The following is a 16,904-nucleotide window of genomic DNA, read 5'->3' on the forward strand; positions in this document are numbered from 1 at the left end:
ATCCGTAATTAGCGCAGGTCTGTTATATGGCGGTCCAGAGACTAAAAGTGAAGATGCAATACGGCTGGAGCACGAGTAAGCTCCTGTGTTGACGTCATAGCAAGCAAGGCGCCGATCACGCAATCTATGTGGGAACCATTGCCCAACGGTTTATGGCTTACTCAAAAGGCAGCTACGCCGCTCAAAGGTGTAGGTGTGCAGTGTTAAGTGGTGAAGTGCAAAAATGCGCAAAAGACCCGCATCTGTGGCGGCACACTGTTTGCAACACTATGCTGCAGCGGGCTTATTTTAGTATATTTCATAAAACTGGAATGCTAAAACGTACATGTAGCTGAAAGCATGGACAGTTGTATTCTGGTGCGGGTGTATTGTAGGGAAACCACTTGACTGGGTATACAGTGTAAGCAATAATACGGCGGGTGTTCTATGTTCTTTGTTTTTGGATGTTGTGAGGAAACACGGGAGTGGGCGCGTTGCATACTGTTATGCGCGTGCTTTATTAGATATAGTTGTGGATAGCGCGGACAGCATCTGCGAGGAGATCAAGGTGGTGCGTGGCGCACTTGCTGCGGATGACGGGGTCCGTGCGTTTTTCGCAAATCCTGTAACTCCGAAAGAGCACAAAGTTGAGGCATTGCAGGCTTTGTGCAAGAGCTGTAAGTTAAGTCGCGCCCTGGTAGGCTTTATGTGTGTGGTTGTCAGAGACGGTAAATTTGATCTGCTACCTGACATGTTTGAGGAGTTTTCCGTTCTGCTCATGCGCGCGCGCGGCCAGTTTGCGCTAGAAATAACCACGGCATCTCCGGCGTCTGTGGCCGAGGAGAAGAGGATATTGAGCATCGTAAAGTCAGAGTATGGTGAGCCGGCAACCGTAACAAAGCGCGTGGATCCCGCAATACTTGGTGGGTTTGTTGCGAAGATGGACTCCCTAGTGATCGATGCCTCGTTTTCCGGACATTTACGGGAGCTAGAGAGGGTGAGTAGGAGCGTTGTTTGTGGTGTCTAGTTTTGTGGTATGGTGAAGCATGAGCATTGTGTCCTCTGGTGATGTACTCAGAATTCTAAAGGAAAAAATCGAGGGCTTTGATAGCCCAGTCAAGACCAGCAGTGTTGGGGATGTCGTCGCCATAAAAGACGGCATAGCCCTAGTATATGGCCTGAGTGGCGTGAAATTTGGTGAAACCGTGGCTTTCTCTTCCGGAGTGCGGGGCGTGGTCTCCGGGCTGGAGCGCGATACGTGCAGCGTGGTAGTTTTCGGGGAAGATCGGGAAATCCGCGAGGGGGACTCTGTGCAATGTACGGGCGAACTTATGACAGTACCCTCAGGGCTGTCTGTACTTGGTAGAGTGGTAAATCCACTTGGGTTTCCGGTAGATGGAGGCAGCGCCATTGTGGCTGACTCTAGGCTTCCAGTGGAGGCTAGGGCACCTGGTATAATGGCTAGGCAACCTGTGTGCGAGCCTTTGCAGACTGGGATAAAGACCGTGGACATGCTCATTCCCATTGGTCGAGGTCAGCGTGAGCTTATCATCGGTGATAGGAAAACTGGCAAGACGGCAATGGTGCTTGATACCATTATCAATCAGAAGAAAACCAACGATGCGGCTGATGCGAAAAACAGGGTGTACTGCATTTATGTTGCTATTGGCCAAAAGAATTCCTCGATTGCTAGGGTGGTGCATAAACTGAGGGAAACGGGAGCAATGGACTACACAATAGTTATGGCTGCTGGTGCGTCTGATCCCGTATCCATACAATATCTTGCTCCGTATGCAGCGTGTGCCATAGGGGAATTTTTCCGGGACAACGGCATGCACTGTCTGATTGTGTATGATGACCTATCTAAACACGCTGTTGCGTACAGGCAGATGTCTCTGCTGTTACGGCGCCCTCCAGGCAGGGAAGCATACCCCGGTGACGTATTTTACATACACTCGCGGCTTTTGGAAAGAGCGGCGAAATTGTCTGATGATTTGGGCGGCGGCTCCTTGACCGCGTTGCCTATCATCGAAACACAGGCTGGGGACGTGTCTGCCTACATACCTACCAATGTGATTTCCATAACCGATGGGCAGATATTTCTAGAGTCTGAGTTGTTTCACAGGGGGTTTAGACCCGCGATTAATGTCGGTTTGTCTGTTTCCCGTGTCGGTTCTGCAGCCCAAGTTAAGTCTGTGAAGAAAGTTGCTGGTTCCATGAAGCTCACTCTGGCGCAGTACAGGGAGTTGGAAGATTTTGCCAGGTTTGGCTCCGATCTCGACCCAAGCTCTCAGGCTATGCTAGAAAAGGGACGCAGGTTTATGGAGTTGCTCAAACAGGGGCAGTACTCACCTCTTTCCGTGGAAGAGCAGGTTGCAGTCGTGCTTGCTGGCGCTGATGACTGCGTAAATGACATCCCGGTTAGTGAGATTAGCAGGTTCGAAAGGGGCCTTCTGGAGCGTCTTCGTGCTGAGCATAAGGATCTTATGTCTTCCTTGTCAGCTGATATTGCTGATGATATAAAAGATAAGCTTTTGGGGGTTATCAGGGGTTTCGCTGCTAGTTTTTGACTGTGGAGGATGGGTGCTGTATGAGTGATTACGTGACCACCAGGTTTCCAATCACGAGGAGGGGATTCCAAAAGTTAGAGGCAGAGTTGGAGGCTCTCAAGAGTGAAAGGCCTAAGATTATTAAGTCTATATCGGATGCTAGAGAGCTGGGTGACCTTTCTGAAAATGCTGAATATCATGCGGCGCGCGAGAGACAAGGGCTCGTTGAGAGCAAGATAATGGAACTTGAGTCCAAGCGCTCTAGGGCTGAGGTGATAGATGTGTCTGAGCTGTCTGGGGATACCGTCATGTTCGGTGCCACAGTGACAGTCTCAGTTTATGACGAGCAGACTGACGCTACGAGTGTGATGAAGTACCAGATTGTTGGCGAGTATGAAGCGGATTTGTCGAAGAATATGATTTCCATAAAATCCCCGCTGGTGCTCTCTCTTTTGGGCAGAAAGGAGGGGGATAGTGTCGAGGTGAAGACGCCTAGGGGCGACTATAAGATCTACCAAATTATGAAGATTGAATTTGTGTGAAAATGGAGCGTCGGTTTATATGAATGTTGAGCCACTGGCTTCGGGGGTTTTCGCTCCTATAGATGAAGTTGTTGAGGCCGCTTCCCAGGGCAAGGCTTTTGTGCTCTTGGATGATGCGGATAGAGAAAATGAGGGTGATCTTGTAGTGCTTGCTGACAGGGTCAGTGCTGCGGCAATAAACATGATGATAAGATATGGTAGCGGGATTGTGTGCCTCGCAATTTCTGAGCAGCATGCGAACAGGCTTGGCTTGGCGCTGATGCCCAGACGCAATGCGAAAGACGGTTGTACAGCCTTCACCACATCTATAGATGCTAGGTATGGCATAACCACAGGGGTGTCTGCTTATGACCGCGCAACGACCATACTAGCCGCAGTTGCTGAGCATAGCACCGCTGATGATATTGTCACCCCCGGACATGTGTTTCCCATAGTGGCTGACAGTGGCGGAGTAACCAAGCGGGCGGGTCATACCGAGGCAAGTGTTGAGATAGCTAAGCTTGCTGGTGCGACAGACGCGGCGGTCATCTGTGAGCTCATGAACCCCGATGGTACCATGTCTAGACTACCCGAAATTGTTGCATTCGCTCGAGAACACGGCATTGGTGTTACCACAATAAAGGGGCTTGTGGAATACCTGAGCAGTTTTTAGTAATGGAGATAATTGCGGAGAATCGCAAGGCAAGGTTTGACTATTTCATCCTGCAGGAATATGACGCCGGGATGGTGCTGGTTGGGAGCGAGGTGAAATCCCTGCGTCAGCGCAAAGTAAATATGGGTGACGCCTACGTCTTGGAAAAGGACATGGAGCTGTGGATACACAATCTGCACATCTCCGAGTACAACAGGTCAGACCGCAAAAATCATAAGCCGTTGCGCGTGAGGAAGCTACTGCTACGCAAACGTGAAATCCACAAAATTGCTGGTAACATGAAGGTGTCTGGTCTGACTGTGGTGCCATTGATGATTTTTTTTAATGACAAGGGGATCGCAAAAATCAAAATTGCAATAGTTAAAGGAAAGAAGCTATACGATAAGCGCGAGGCAATAAAAGCCAGGGACTGGCAGCGCGAGAAGAGTAGAATGTCCCGCAGGGAAGTCTAAACGCAGGGTGCGCACGCAGCTAAGCGGACGACTTTGCGGCAGCTTTGTAACTGAGTGCGTAGGGTCCACTGCATGATTACGCGTTGCACCGCTACAGCAATTTGTGGAATCATGTTGGTGAGCCCGCGGTAGCCAACGTCACAACAACTTCAAGTTCTGCACTATCTGGTGCAGTGAATTTGATCTGCTCTGTGCAGCACACGTGTTTAAGATCCTCGAGCATGGGCTCCGGGAAGTCAGCTGCAAGCCCACCTATGGTTATGAGCTTGACTGGGTATTTGACAGAAACCTGCGCATGAGTTTTTGTTTTACGTACTTCTTCCACTATTTTTATTAGTGCATCACCGTGCTGCTCAAGTGTGGCATTGTAAGGAATTTCGTCAGCGTTTGGCCACTCTTGGGTGTGTATACACCCGGAGTAGAGTGTGCCATATACTGCCTCAGTAACATACGGTAGAAACGGCGCAAACAGCAACAGTAGGGTTTTTAGGGTACAATGTAAAGCATTAACAGCGGAAGCATGCCCGTGTGCTGACCCGTGATTGTATGCCCTGTGTTTTACCAACTCCAAGTAGTTGTCGCAGAAATCCTTCCAGAAAAATTCCTCTGTGCGATTCAGTGCTGCGCAGTACTCGAAAAGTTTTAGGTTTTCTGTGTTATGAGCAACTACTTTGTGCAACTTAGATAGTATCCACAAATCTGTAGGTGACGCTGTCGTGCTGGCAGGGGGGCTATTGTGCAGAAAAGTAGCCACAAACTTACTCGCATTCCACAGCTTGGTTGTGAGTCTTCTACCAGTTTTCAGCACTTCTTCGGAAAACACAGTATCGGCCCCCAGGCGAGATTTTGCAGCCCAGTATCTCACGGAATCTGCCCCATAAAGATCCAGTGTCTTTTCAGGGTCCATTGCGTTGCCCTTGGATTTGCTCATTTTTGTCTTATCCTCAGCGAGGCACCACCCGCTAATCATTATGTTTTTCCACGGAATCTCTCCGTTGTGGTAGTAAGACTTCAACATTGTGTAAAACGCCCACGAACGTATAATTTCGTGGCTTTGTGCCCGGAGGTCTGTAGGAAATAAAGGTTCGAGACGCTCATTACGTAACACCTGCCCTATAGACTTTGTGAGGAACTGTGGCGATATGGAGCTGGTGGCCCACGTGTCCATGACGTCCACATCCGGTTCGACTTCATCTCTGCCGTAGCCACTGGGTAGGTCTCGCAATGGATCTACAGGAAGATCATGCACATTGGGTAGAAGCACCTTGCCCACTTCACCCTCGCGTTTGGAATACCATACCGGAAATGGTACACCAAAGTACCGCTGCCTAGATATGCACCAATCCCAGTTTAGGTTTTCGATCCATATTTCCATGCGTTTACGCATGCTGTCCGGATGCCACCGTACTTTTGGTACTTGCTTGAGAAGTTCGTGCTTGTGCTCCACTACCTTCACAAACCACTGATGGCTAAGCAAGATCTCTATTGGTGCGCCTGACCTTTCTGCGCACTTTACAGTATGCACGATTGGCTCCTGTGAAATCAGCAATCCGGCGCCCTCCAGCGCGGTACAGACCGCCTTTCTGGCTTTCTGCACATGCATTCCATCGAACTGTGCTGCAGGAATTTTCGAATCTGGAGTATCTTCCGCGAGGTTCCCTATGTGTCCGGTCCTACTCACAATGGTTCTGGTGTCTAGATTATGTGTGCGCCACCAGTAGACGTCTGTTTCATCACCAAATGTGCAACACATTACCAGTCCTGTGCCTTTGTCGATTCGTACTTTGTCGTCAGGTAAAATTTTGACTTTATGCCCTCCGATGGGCACTACTGCAAACTGGCCATGCAGGTGTATGTACCTATCATCCTCAGGATTAAAAAACAAAGCCACGCACGCAGGTATAAGCTCCGGCCGCGTAGTGGCTATATTGATCTTCTCTCCGCCTACTGTGCAAAAGCTAATGGTGTTTAAGTGGGAGTGCAGCTCCAGCTCCTCGACCTCCGCATGCGCTATGGCGGTGCAATCTACGGTGTCCCACAATATGGGCTGCTGCTTTCTGTATAGCTTGTCTTTTGCGTGTAAATCAAGAAAAGAAGCCTGCGAGAGCCGCTGTACTTCTTCGCTCACTGTGTGATATTCCAACGCCCAGTCGTAGCTTATTCCCAGCCGCCTGAATATATTTCTGAACTTTGTTCTGAACTCGTGCGAAACCTCCCTGCACATTTTGGTGAACTCCGCCCTTTCCAACTGTACTGCCCTCAACTTTTTGACTTTTTCAACCAACCGTTCAGTTGGCAGCCCGTTGTCATCAAAGCCGATAGGGTAGAAAACGTCCTTTCCGGCCATTCTTTGGTAACGTGCTATGAAGTCTGTATGGCAGTAGCTAAAAACGTGCCCCATGTGCAAAACTCCGGACACGGTTGGCGGTGGTGTGTCAATGACGAAACTATGTGCAACGTTTCCCCTCCACCTGTAAATTTTGTTTTCATCCCAGGCGGTGTTGCACTCCTCTTCTACGGTTTTGTGCTGATATCTACTATCTAAAGACTGCATAAAATGTCGAACGCGTACGTTCAAGCGATAAACATGGAGTATAAAAAATTGTCATGTTCTAAACAACTCTAATTTCGCATACCACAGTCACCGCCAGTATGGCACCTATCTGGGAATAAATTGGGGAGCGTAACCAGAAACGTGGTGTAGTGAATTGATATTGTGGCTATACTGTGTATCCTAAACCAAGCTGCGTACCACGCGCAGTTCTTGTGGGTAAATTGCGTTGGGTAACCGACCCATATATGCCGCTAACGCCGTTGATATACAACACGTGCTATCGCGTTAGGTCTCACATAGCTTGCCAGCGGTTGAGTAAGCAGCACATTCGCTATAAAGTGGTGCCAGAGTCTATGCCTACTGCCAGCAGGGGCTGACGTTTCAGGTGCAAGCCAGCGAGGTTATATGCAATATTCGATAGACGGCTCGGGCGCGTTTTTAATGTGCGCATGCGCGCTGTCTCTACTGTGTTCCGTGGTTGCACGCTCATCAACTGCGTGGGGGGCAACACTTACACATGTGTCGTTCTCGTTATACAGCGCGGCTGTGGCCTTGCTTACCTACCTGCGGGTTACGGACCACTTCAATTATGCGCATGTATATCAGAATTCGCATACTACTCAACCACTCCTGTACAAGGTGTGTGGGATATGGGGAAACTATGATGGTTCTAACCTGCTGTTCGTATGGATGCTGAGCGCGTATGGAACACTTATTGCGCTTCTGATCAGGCGAGACGATCTGAAAAGAGCGTCGCTTGTTGTACAAAACCTACTCAGCTTTGGTTTCTCACTTTTTGGCGTCATATTTGCAAATCCATTCCTGAAAGTTATAACCCTAGACGCAGATGGGTTGGGGTTCAACCCAATGTTGCAGGATATCGGGCTCGCACTTCACCCCCCAGTATTATTTGGGGGCTATACGGGTTTTGGTGCGGTATTTTCCATAACGGTTGCTACACTTATTTTGCGAATAGATCCCAAAGAGTGGGTCACGGTTATACGTGGCTGGGTGTTAAGTGCATGGACTTTACTTACACTAGGTGTGGCACTTGGCGGATGGTGGGCATATAGAGAATTGGGCTGGGGAGGATTTTGGTCTTGGGATCCTGTTGAGAATGTCTCGCTTATGCCGTGGTTTTTGGGAGTAGCACTCATTCACATGATGCCAGTGGTGAAAAAGTTTGGCATATATTGCAATTTTACGTTTTTACTCGCTCTGCTAACATTTATCGCCAGCTTGTGCGGCACGTTTTTGGTGCGCTCTGGGTTTTTAGTTTCTATACATGCTTTTGCGAATGATCAGGGATGTGGCATGTTTCTACTGGCTTTGGTCACAATAATAACGGTGGGGGGGCTTCTAACATTTGTTGTCAAGTACAGAAATTTGCCGGAGGCTTGCCGCCACTTTGGTTGCATATCAAAACTCACTGCGATTTTGGCCAACAGCGTAATAATGTTGACCGCGTTTTTAGTAGTGTTGGTAGGGACTGTGTATCCCATAATTCTGGAACTACTTGAGGGAGATACCATATCTGTGGGTGCGCCCTATTACAACAACGTGTTCAGCATGCTATCTGTGGCGTTGTTTGTAGTTATGATATTGCTATCTGGCCTAAGTTGGGATGGCTCGGAGAAATTTAAAATGACCTTCAAAATTTCTTCCGTAATTGCAACGCTGCTTGTACCTTTTGTAGCACCCCTTAAGCTCGCTGGAGTGTTGATTTTGCTGGCTGCGCTGTTGTTTGTTTCAATACTGGAAGATTACATTCATCGAGTGCGCAGCTCGCAAATGCGGTTGAGTGCCGCAGTCAGACGCATAAGCCTTGGGCGATACGCAATGACGATGGCGCACGCCGGTGTTGCGGTTTGTATGCTTGGTATAGTGTGCTCCGCTGCATTTCAAGAGAATGTTACACAATACATGAAAGAACACGAATCTGCGGACATTCACGGGTTTAGCGTAACATTATCTGGCGTGTCACTGGTAAAGCGGCCGCATAATGAGGCTATACGAGCAAAATTTTCTGTGGCTAGAGCGGGCAAAGTAGTTTGTCTACTGTTCCCCGAGAGCAGGTTCTACTACGTCGAAGGCGTTAGAAATTCTGAAAGTAGCATCTGTCATGGGTTGCTTGCGGATATCTACATAGTGGTGGGTGAAGTGGATAAGAACCGCGGGATAGCGGTGCAGATGCATTACAAACCACTTATCAATCTGGTGTGGGTAGGGTTTGCCCTGATGATAGCTGGGGGAGTGCTATCGGTGATAAAAGTATGGCTGCGCCGCAGGCAAAACAACCCAGCTATAGGTGCAAATAGCGCTGCCTGATTGGGTGAAGTTTAGTATGATGATTACTGGGTGCGTAATTGGGAGATAGTAGTGAAACTTTTTCGGCTCCACGACCGCAGTGTTTTGAAGGTTTATGGCCCTGACGCCGGAAAGTTTCTACATGGCATCACTACCAATGATGTGCTTGGAATCGGGACACAGGAGCCTATATACAATTTGATATTAAACTCCCGCGGAAGGTACGTATTTGATTTCTTTCTGATCCCCCATGAACAAAATTTCCTGCTAGACTGTGCAAATGCAGATGCGGACGCTCTTACCGAATTGTTGCGTTCATACAGACTACAGCTTAGAGTTAGGGTGAAGCGTTGTGATGATAAATATGCTGTCGCAGTACATCCTAATGCAACTGGTGGTGCAGCAAGCTTTGAGGATGCCATACTGTTTCAAGATCCCAGAGACTCGAAAATGTGGATGCGCGCGATTGTGCCTACCACCGCGTCGGTAACCTGTGATGAGCTACCAGACCTAAATGAGTATGAGCTGCTGAGAATTAAGTGCACGATCCCAAACTGTGTCCTGGACATGGCGAGAAATGAGTCATTCCCGCTGCACTTTGCAATGGACAGACTTAACGCCATAAGTTTGAACAAAGGGTGTTACATTGGGCAAGAAGTTGTAGCACGCATGTGGAGAATAGGTGCAAAAAAGAGGCTATACACGGTATTTTCAGACACGAATGTATTGGTGTGCGGGCAGGAAATATTTGCACAAGGACAGCCCGCAGGGCACATGTTATCCACGCTTGGGCATTGGGGCTTGTGCCTTTTGGAGGTTGAAAAAATTACTGATGGCTGCAATATAGAAAGCGGAGGAACCCACCTAAAAATTTATGGGTAGCAGAACAAGGCAGCGGGAGTATTGCGCCTTAGTGCGCTTCTATGTTCCAGCGGTTACAAGGTGGCACTTTGCATGCCATTAGGACATGTACCGAAAAACAGCTATTAGTGCTGCCTGGGCACGGTGCGGCTACAGGGCAGGGGAGGGGTTTACCCCCGCATCTTGCCTATGTCATCGCCGTGATTCCACTTACGCCAACGCGACCACACCTTTATTGGGTGTGGCCCCAAATTCCCGCTTTTGGTGCAGTTCCCACATGCCTGGTCATATGCTGGTAGGCGCCTTGTGTCGCCATGGGCGCGGCTTTGCCAACTTCAGCATGTATAGCTAAAACTCGAGCCTAAGTCCCAGATTCCCACCAAAGTAAGAGAGCTTAAGAGCAACATCAGCAAAATCGCTTCCTCGGTCTGCCTGCGCATCTCCCAGCACGTGCTCGACAACAAATCTTCTATAACGCACCTCACCGGGCACCTTGTGGACAAAGGCCTCCAAGTTTACCGAGACTCTTTGCGTAAGTACGTAGTTCACCCCTAAGCGTGCTCTATATGCAAGGCTCCAGAGAGCGTTACCAGATATGTCGACTAAATTCCCACCAACGCTGCCGCAAGCATACGGAGTGAGACGCCCCGAGAATGCACTCGTTGGGGCATCGTAACACGCACTGAACATGGCTGCCGTGGTTTCTACATCGTTTACCTCCACTACCGCGGAGACCTCTCCGACACCGTCCACTGCTTTGCTGAGCAACTTAGCCGCGGTGAGTCTATCCTCGCTGCTAAACAGTGCAAGCCGTTCCGCTGCACTCTCGGCGTTATACTCAGCGTCATCGTGCCCATCAACGGAAACTTTGTATATTGCGGTTTCTATATCTAAGCTGTCGTCTGATGGGTCTATAACTAGCCCATCCTGGCATCCTGTACAGCTTTCCAGAGCTTCTGCAATGCTGCTACTGCTGCCATTGTAGGCAAGGGCGTAGGTGAGGTTCTTGAGCAGCAGGAAAAAACCAGCCCCGCCTGCGGACTCATCATTGATTTTTACAGGGAATCTTCTCCCCTCCATTCCGAACTCAAATCTCATTCTACCTGTGGCGTATCCTGCGGACCACCCGAGCGCCGGGAAATCTCCACATCCGAAGCTTATGTCTGGATTTGGTGACTCCCAATCAAAACTTTCTATCTCCGCCAGCAACTCATCGTGCTCAGCACTATGGGTGTGGCGCAAAGGTAACACCCCCGCAGTTTTACCGTCGATAGTTCCTAATTTTAGATCTCTCACGGAACTACGTGCCCAGCCCGCTGTGCCAACTACGTATACGCGCCGCGTACCCGCCCCTTTATGCTCGATACGTCCTGCACCAAACGCAACACATGCAAACAGGCACGCCGCAGCTGAGCACGCGCATGCAAACAAAGCGACCTTCCCCTTATCTAACAAAGCAACCGCGTTCATAGGCAAACTCCCCACCACCAGCATATACAACCGGACCGAGTCCAGTGTTTGGGATTCTACCAGCTTCACCGCGAACATTGCAAGATGAATTTATGTTTTTTCAAGCAATTGCACGGTAAACCACACATTTTTCGGATACATTATATATGTGCTTTATGCAACGTGCTGGTTGCAATAAGAAATGCGGGTGGTGCAGGATTTGGTTACCTTAGGTTCACGTTCTTGGACTGCAGTCTTAACTCAAATCATGAAAATGCGCGCACCACAGGTCCCATTTCTGTCGATTACACAACTATGCATACCGCCGCAACTACACCGGGAGCAACGGCTCTACTGCCCCCGGAATTTTTGTGGTTGACTGTGCTAAATTGAGAAGCTTGCTCCAATATTAAGGCCAAGGTTTTTTAGCCGGAATGTAGACGAAATGCGGCTGGCCGATTTTGAAATGCCGCCAGCTACGGAGTCCGTATCTATATCATGATGCTTCACGTTGCCAAATACGCCCTGCAGAAATGCACCCGCTATGAGGTGGACACGAGGTGTCAGTGCGTAACGCGCGCCGCCCTTTACTTTGTACACAAGATGTGTTGCGGTTTCACCTGACATGCCCATGAACCCCCAGCCAACGCCAGCACAGGCGTAAGGTATCAATCTCGCTCCTGGAACATATGTAGGAACATCGCGACAAACATTTAGGGTAACAGATGTTGAAGTAATGTCACTAATTCTGGCAACAGTAGCACCTTCCACGTTCCTGACAAAACTACTCGCAACTCTTGCCACACCCTGTGTGCTTAGCCCTGCTATTTTTTTAGCTACCAACTCCGGGCTGTACTTGTACTTTTCTGCGCCTCTACCTGCGACAAGGTGCCGCACCGCACTCCTTGGAAATTCGGCCTTGGGGTTTTTTTGCATGCTCCGCATCATATCCACAAAGCGCTGCTCAACGCCTGCCTTTAGTGCCAGCTCAATTTCTTCAATGCCCGATATTGCCGACTTGATTTTCTGTATATCACCTCCCGTGTGTAGAAAAAGTGCACTTTCTATGGCATGAGAATCGCGCTGTGCTATTGCATGCGCAAGATCCCGGATGACAAGAAATGTCCTACTATTGCCCACCTCATCAGTTTTTACCGGGAATACTTCTCTTCCTACGTTAAGTTCTACCCTGAAGTTTTGCATATTGAGTCCTACTGCGCCTTCAAGTGCTGGAAAGCTACTATTCTCAAACTCTACAGTAGAATCCAATATGTCCCAGTCAAATCTCTCAGACACAGTTCCAAGCCCGCTGTAGTAGGTAAGTATACCTGCCGGGTTCTGCCCGGAGTCTTTCAGTTTGAAGTTTTGTACGCTGCCATATGAGGGGTTAAGTGTCAATCCAGCGTAGAGCCCGCCTTGCTGTTCCCAATCTGAGGTATATGCCAACGCCACGGATGGTAACGCAAAATTCAGGCACACAGCGGATAAGGCCACAGTGCCGGCCAGAAAAGACCGAGCATAATTTACAAAAACGACGCCCATAAGCGACTTCCTCCTGTATTCAATGATATGCTGATAATAAGGGACTAGTGTGTTCCTCATGCAACATTTCTAGCGCACATAAACTGAAGATTCCTTTTATTTTAGTTGGCGTAGTGTCTTAATTGCAGCCTTGGACGTGTCAGCTGTGATGTTGCAAAAATCTCGCATTCAATAAAAGGTCGTAATATTGCGCGAATCGCACACACTTAAACCTGCTGCGCGGTATGTTGAGCAATTACATACTAGGAGGCAGGAAAGTCGCAGCTATAGCCCTACAAATATTTATATTGGTACTTTATATATGTAATCACGTGCACGCGCTGACAATTACACTTGTGGATATATTGTCAATGTACAAAATACGAGACAGATTTTTTTTAATTTGTGCTTTATGTGCACTATCTCCCACCCAAATGTCACCAACCTTGCGCTCCGGTGTCTATAACCTCGTGTTGACTTGCCATGATTTACGTACTTGTTTACATGCTTGAAGCTCTTTACGCCCTCTGTGGCCCTGCCGTGCTAGCCAACCGCGCTACTATCCGCACAGTGTGGCATCATCTAATTCAACTGTGCACTAACATCCTTACCCAGTAGAAATGCTTCGTCCTACAGATAAGCAACACCCACCTCAGCATCACCAATACTGAATGCAGTACCCAATCTTCTACAGTTGCCATCACGTGAAGATAGAGATTAGTCGCCCAAGCCCCTATCCACCGTAAAAATTGGCAGGGCCACATCAGTCATCACGGTCATGCCCCCCCTCCCATACCAATATCGTAGGGTTAGGAGCTGAAGATTTAGAGGTCAATTCACATCCATGCCCCTTTGCCCATATACTCCACTTTCCCATAAGTTACTATGTGCACCAATAGTTACTGAACACCGCAGTAACTATTGCGACTGTGACTTTGCAGTTACTTGTGTTTCCACTAATCGCCATCCCTGACGTACTGATGTTGTTACCTGCAGCAGAGAGCAGTGTTGCATCTGCATCAGCATTGAATGCAGTACTGAGCTTGCCATTGCTATCGGCGGTACCACACTTGTTGGTGCCACTGCCACTGTTAGCGGTACCACACACTTTCTGGCTCACTGCTTGACCACCAGTAGCACCCTCTACTGCAGCACCCCACTTCTTAGCTTCGCCTTTGGTCATCTTACCTAAAGCATTAGTAAGACGGTCTACCTGACCTCTTGCTGTATCATATGCTAACTCCTTTCCTAATAAGAATACTGAAGCTGTATCCTCATTAGACTTCTTACCTCCCTTGATGACAAACCTTTCATACCCTACTTCTACTTCAACCCTTGCTCCTCCAATGCTATACCCAATGCTCCCCCTCTAGGGCTGTGAGGGTGTGGGGGACAGGATTGGAAGATGAGGTTCCTGAGTGAGCCCAAGGTCGAGTATGTTGCAGGATGGTGCCACATTGGGTACCAGTGAAGTTGGGCAATACGGGAAACTTCAGGTGTGGTCGGGAAGTGCCAGCCCTGGTGCCACCAAGTTGGAAATGGGGTGCCAGCTGCTATGGTCAGTAGTTTTGAGTGAAGCTAGGAAACTGGGTGCCAAGTAGAAGTTAGAGGCTGAGGTTAGTAGGTAGTGCAGAGCTCAACTGTGTTGATGGTAATGCCAGCCTTGGTGGTGCCAAGTAGAAGTTAGTAGGTGCCTGGGTGTAGAATAAGTGCAACTGTGTCTATGGTGACAATACCACACTGTGTAGTTGCGATGTTGCACCGAGACATCTGGCTACAGCAGTGGTAGCCTTGATATGGTTATTCATCACTGCAGGTTCTACTTATGCTAATACTGCCAGTAACGCTACTGCTGCTGATGATACAGCTACTAAGGTTATATGTAATGTCATTGTCTTCGTGCAGAAGCTTGGGCTTCCTATCATGACTGGAGTGATATTGGGTTCCAGTATTATGGCCATCTTCGGCAGACTTGCATGGCCTGCCATTGTTATGTTGGTTGTATTTACTGCCATATTCTTTGGTGCTGGTAAGCTCATGGCTAAGTTCGCTGCTGGGCTAGGTAGTGAGATTGGTGATGCCAAGAACTTTGAGTGCAAGGGTGAGGGTAGGACCGGGGCTACTGGTTGATAGGTTTTGGGAGAGTGGTGATGTTGCTTAGATTCTTACTGATTGCTGGAGTGTTAGCATGGGGTATCTTCCATGGTGTACCTGCAGGGGCTGCTGCTCAGGCTTCTCCTGCTGCTGATGATACAGCTACTAAGGTTATATGTAATGTTATAGGGTTTGTGCAGAAACTTGGATTACCCATCATGACTGGAGTAATACTAGGTTCTAGTATCATGGCTATATTCGGTAAACTCGCATGGCCTGCCATTGTTATGTTGGTTGTATTTACTGCCATATTCTTTGGTGCTGGTAAGCTTATGGCTAAGTTCGCTGCTGGGATTAATGGTGATGAGGCTAGCAAGTTCAACTGTGTTGATGGTGGTAATGCCACATTGAGTGGTAAGTAGAAGTTAGAGGCTGAGGTTAGCGACTATGGTCAGTAAGTTTGAGTGTAAGGGTGGGGGCTGGGATGGTGCATGCAGATTTGCTGCTCGTCTGTCCCGACTCGAAAATCTCCCCCTGCAGCTCAACCGCGCCCATACGCGCAGTTGTATAGCCGAATCTTTATTGTCCGCGGTTGTTGTAAAGATTTGCCTTGATTTACTTTTTGGTTTCCATATCATATGACCCGGTGCCTGGGTGATGGTTGCAGTATGAGGGTAGTAGGAGTACTGCTGTGTGCCCTGGCAGTAGGTCTGGGCATAGGCTTCCTGTACGATAGGTACCAGTCTAGTCAGGGCGAGGTGGTAAACGTGTACTCTTCCCGTAAGGAAGAGCTACTGCGCGATCTGTTTGGAAAATTTACCGCGGAGACCGGGATCAAGGTTCAGTACATAAACGACGAGGCGGCGCAGCTGATTGCTCGTATGGAAAGCGAGGGCATGTACAGCAAGGCCGATGTCTTTCTCACGGCTGATGCAGTGAATCTCATACTGGCGAAGAAGCGGGGATTGCTGCAAGCGGTGCGTTCCAACGTTCTTGAGCAGGTCATTCCAGCAAGGTACAGGGATGTTGAGGGGTATTGGTTTGGGCTTACAAAACGTGCCCGGGTGGTGGTTTACAACAAGGCATTGGTAGATGTCGGAGACCTGAGCACATATGAGGATCTTGCAAACCCGAAGTGGAAAGGCAAGATCTTGGTCAGGTCGTCAAGCAGCCCGTATAACCAGTCGCTAATAGCGTTCATGATAGCAAGCAATGGATCTGCGGCAACGCGGGCATGGGTTCGAGGGTTGGTGGCCAACTTTGCGCGCAAGCCCAGCGGGGGAGATACCGACCAGATCTACGCAGCGGCTGCTGGTGAAGGTGGGATTGCGATAGTAAATAGCTACTACTGGGGCAGGGTTAGTGCTTCCAGCGGTAAGACTGACCAAGATGCCGCATCAAAGCTGGCTGTGTTTTTTCCCAACCAAAGGGAGGGAGAAGGTGCCATGGTCAATATTAGCGGAGGAGCCATAGCCAAACATGCAAGGAACTTCGCCAATGCAGTTAGATTGTTGGAGTTTTTGTCCAGCGCGGAAGCGCAGAAGATATATGCGTATGTCAATCAGGAGTATCCCATAGTGCAGGGGGTTGAGTGCTCCAGTGTCCTGCAGTCTTGGGGTGAGTTTCGGGAAAGTGAGCTACCATTGCAGGACCTTGAGGAGCATCTAGCGGAAGCTGTTTTGATTGCGGACGAGGAGGGGTGGAAGTAGTTGTTAGATAAAAGATTGCTAGAGGTTTTGGTGTGCCCGCTGACTGGTGGTGAGTTGTATTACGATGCTGACAGTTGCGAGTTGGTAAGTGAAAATGCAGGTCTCGCGTTTCCCATACACGACGGGATCCCTGTAATGCTTGTGGACGAAGCGCGCAAGCTGGAGTCTGATAAGTAGCGCCCTGCTGCAAGTTTCGAACGTTGCAGGGTTTGCTGTGGGCTCGAGGGTGGCAGTT

General features: G+C 49.0%; 16 protein-coding genes and 1 pseudogene. 12 read left to right on the top strand and 5 right to left on the bottom strand.

Translation table 11 applies throughout. The annotated features are described in order from the left end of the window. Positions 1-433 precede the first annotated feature (433 nt). Genes atpH through smpB form a run of 5 tightly spaced genes read left to right on the top strand, consistent with a single transcriptional unit; the run spans position 434 to position 4,174 of the window. Positions 434-1,006 (top strand): ATP synthase F1 subunit delta, encoded by a 573-nt coding sequence (gene atpH / locus AOV_RS05175; protein WP_075139241.1) that lies wholly within the window; start codon positions 434-436, stop codon positions 1,004-1,006. Positions 1,007-1,025: 19 nt separating this feature from the next. Then, entirely contained in the window at positions 1,026-2,549 is a 1,524-nt protein-coding gene (atpA, locus tag AOV_RS05180) for a F0F1 ATP synthase subunit alpha (RefSeq protein ID WP_075139240.1), read from the top strand. A gap of 20 nt (positions 2,550-2,569) precedes the next feature. Continuing rightward, positions 2,570-3,070, top strand: a complete 501-nt coding sequence (greA, locus tag AOV_RS05185; protein ID WP_075139531.1) for a transcription elongation factor GreA — start codon at positions 2,570-2,572, stop codon at positions 3,068-3,070. Positions 3,071-3,089: 19 nt separating this feature from the next. Next, positions 3,090-3,722 carry a 3,4-dihydroxy-2-butanone-4-phosphate synthase gene (gene ribB / locus AOV_RS05190; protein WP_075139239.1) on the top strand — a complete coding sequence of 211 codons (633 nt, stop codon included), beginning with the start codon at positions 3,090-3,092 and terminating at the stop codon, positions 3,720-3,722. 2 nt (positions 3,723-3,724) lie between these two features. Continuing rightward, on the top strand, positions 3,725-4,174 hold the full coding sequence (smpB, locus tag AOV_RS05195; RefSeq protein ID WP_075139238.1) for an SsrA-binding protein SmpB: 450 nt from the start codon (positions 3,725-3,727) through the stop codon (positions 4,172-4,174). A 109-nt stretch (positions 4,175-4,283) separates the two neighbouring features. Here the strand turns inward: smpB and AOV_RS05200 are convergent, their stop codons facing one another. Beyond that, positions 4,284-6,728, bottom strand: a complete 2,445-nt coding sequence (locus tag AOV_RS05200) for a valine--tRNA ligase (protein WP_075139237.1) — start codon at positions 6,726-6,728, stop codon at positions 4,284-4,286. 519 nt (positions 6,729-7,247) lie between these two features. On the opposite strand from AOV_RS05200, the gene AOV_RS05205 reads away from it, so the two are divergent. Both AOV_RS05205 and ygfZ read left to right on the top strand, forming a co-directional pair. Further along, complete coding sequence (locus AOV_RS05205; protein ID WP_233497160.1) at positions 7,248-9,056, top strand: heme lyase CcmF/NrfE family subunit; 1,809 nt, start codon at positions 7,248-7,250, stop codon at positions 9,054-9,056. An 84-nt stretch (positions 9,057-9,140) separates the two neighbouring features. Further along, a complete protein-coding gene (ygfZ, locus tag AOV_RS05210) occupies positions 9,141-9,917 on the top strand; it encodes a CAF17-like 4Fe-4S cluster assembly/insertion protein YgfZ (RefSeq protein WP_233497161.1) in 777 nt (258 codons plus the stop codon). A 327-nt stretch (positions 9,918-10,244) separates the two neighbouring features. On the opposite strand, the gene AOV_RS05215 is transcribed toward ygfZ, so the two are convergent. The 4 genes and pseudogenes from AOV_RS05215 to AOV_RS05570 form a co-directional block, all read right to left on the bottom strand. Beyond that, a complete protein-coding gene (locus AOV_RS05215; RefSeq protein WP_233497162.1) occupies positions 10,245-11,366 on the bottom strand; it encodes a P44/Msp2 family outer membrane protein in 1,122 nt (373 codons plus the stop codon). Positions 11,367-11,729: 363 nt separating this feature from the next. Next, complete coding sequence (locus AOV_RS05225; RefSeq protein ID WP_075139530.1) at positions 11,730-12,887, bottom strand: P44/Msp2 family outer membrane protein; 1,158 nt, start codon at positions 12,885-12,887, stop codon at positions 11,730-11,732. 862 nt (positions 12,888-13,749) lie between these two features. Beyond that, positions 13,750-14,049: a hypothetical protein gene (locus AOV_RS05540; protein WP_275542898.1), complete on the bottom strand. Its 300-nt coding sequence runs from the start codon at positions 14,047-14,049 to the stop codon at positions 13,750-13,752. A gap of 99 nt (positions 14,050-14,148) precedes the next feature. After that, positions 14,149-14,226, bottom strand: a pseudogene (locus AOV_RS05570) (P44/Msp2 family outer membrane protein); the annotation flags it as partial. A 76-nt stretch (positions 14,227-14,302) separates the two neighbouring features. Here AOV_RS05570 and AOV_RS05350 point away from each other — a divergent pair. The 5 genes from AOV_RS05350 to AOV_RS05255 all read left to right on the top strand — a co-directional run bounded on the left by AOV_RS05350 (position 14,303) and on the right by AOV_RS05255 (position 16,846). After that, on the top strand, positions 14,303-14,467 hold the full coding sequence (locus AOV_RS05350; protein ID WP_158543039.1) for a hypothetical protein: 165 nt from the start codon (positions 14,303-14,305) through the stop codon (positions 14,465-14,467). Positions 14,468-14,606: 139 nt separating this feature from the next. Then, a complete protein-coding gene (locus AOV_RS05240) occupies positions 14,607-14,996 on the top strand; it encodes a TrbC/VirB2 family protein (protein ID WP_410518158.1) in 390 nt (129 codons plus the stop codon). Positions 14,997-15,010: 14 nt separating this feature from the next. Next, the gene (locus tag AOV_RS05245) at positions 15,011-15,382 is read left to right on the top strand and encodes a TrbC/VirB2 family protein (protein ID WP_075139529.1); all 372 of its coding nucleotides are present in this window, start codon (positions 15,011-15,013) and stop codon (positions 15,380-15,382) included. A 246-nt stretch (positions 15,383-15,628) separates the two neighbouring features. Next, positions 15,629-16,669 (top strand): extracellular solute-binding protein, encoded by a 1,041-nt coding sequence (locus tag AOV_RS05250; RefSeq protein WP_075139528.1) that lies wholly within the window; start codon positions 15,629-15,631, stop codon positions 16,667-16,669. Continuing rightward, positions 16,670-16,846, top strand: a complete 177-nt coding sequence (locus AOV_RS05255) for a Trm112 family protein (RefSeq protein ID WP_075139231.1) — start codon at positions 16,670-16,672, stop codon at positions 16,844-16,846. Positions 16,847-16,904: the final 58 nt, after the last annotated feature.

This window comes from Anaplasma ovis str. Haibei (assembly GCF_002214625.1).
GTDB lineage: Bacteria > Pseudomonadota > Alphaproteobacteria > Rickettsiales > Anaplasmataceae > Anaplasma > Anaplasma ovis.

Bases quoted from the DNA above. Each gene is read 5' to 3' on its own strand.
- atpA (WP_075139240.1), top strand. From the start codon at position 1,026: ATGAGCATTGTGTCCTCTGGTGATGTACTCAGAATTCTAAAGGAAAAA.
- greA (WP_075139531.1), top strand. From the start codon at position 2,570: ATGAGTGATTACGTGACCACCAGGTTTCCAATCACGAGGAGGGGATTC.
- ribB (WP_075139239.1), top strand. From the start codon at position 3,090: ATGAATGTTGAGCCACTGGCTTCGGGGGTTTTCGCTCCTATAGATGAA.
- smpB (WP_075139238.1), top strand. From the start codon at position 3,725: ATGGAGATAATTGCGGAGAATCGCAAGGCAAGGTTTGACTATTTCATC.
- AOV_RS05200 (WP_075139237.1), bottom strand. From the start codon at position 6,728: ATGCAGTCTTTAGATAGTAGATATCAGCACAAAACCGTAGAAGAGGAG.
- AOV_RS05215 (WP_233497162.1), bottom strand. From the start codon at position 11,366: ATGAACGCGGTTGCTTTGTTAGATAAGGGGAAGGTCGCTTTGTTTGCA.
- AOV_RS05225 (WP_075139530.1), bottom strand. From the start codon at position 12,887: ATGGGCGTCGTTTTTGTAAATTATGCTCGGTCTTTTCTGGCCGGCACT.
- AOV_RS05540 (WP_275542898.1), bottom strand. From the start codon at position 14,049: ATGACCAAAGGCGAAGCTAAGAAGTGGGGTGCTGCAGTAGAGGGTGCT.
- AOV_RS05350 (WP_158543039.1), top strand. From the start codon at position 14,303: ATGTTGCAGGATGGTGCCACATTGGGTACCAGTGAAGTTGGGCAATAC.
- AOV_RS05250 (WP_075139528.1), top strand. From the start codon at position 15,629: ATGAGGGTAGTAGGAGTACTGCTGTGTGCCCTGGCAGTAGGTCTGGGC.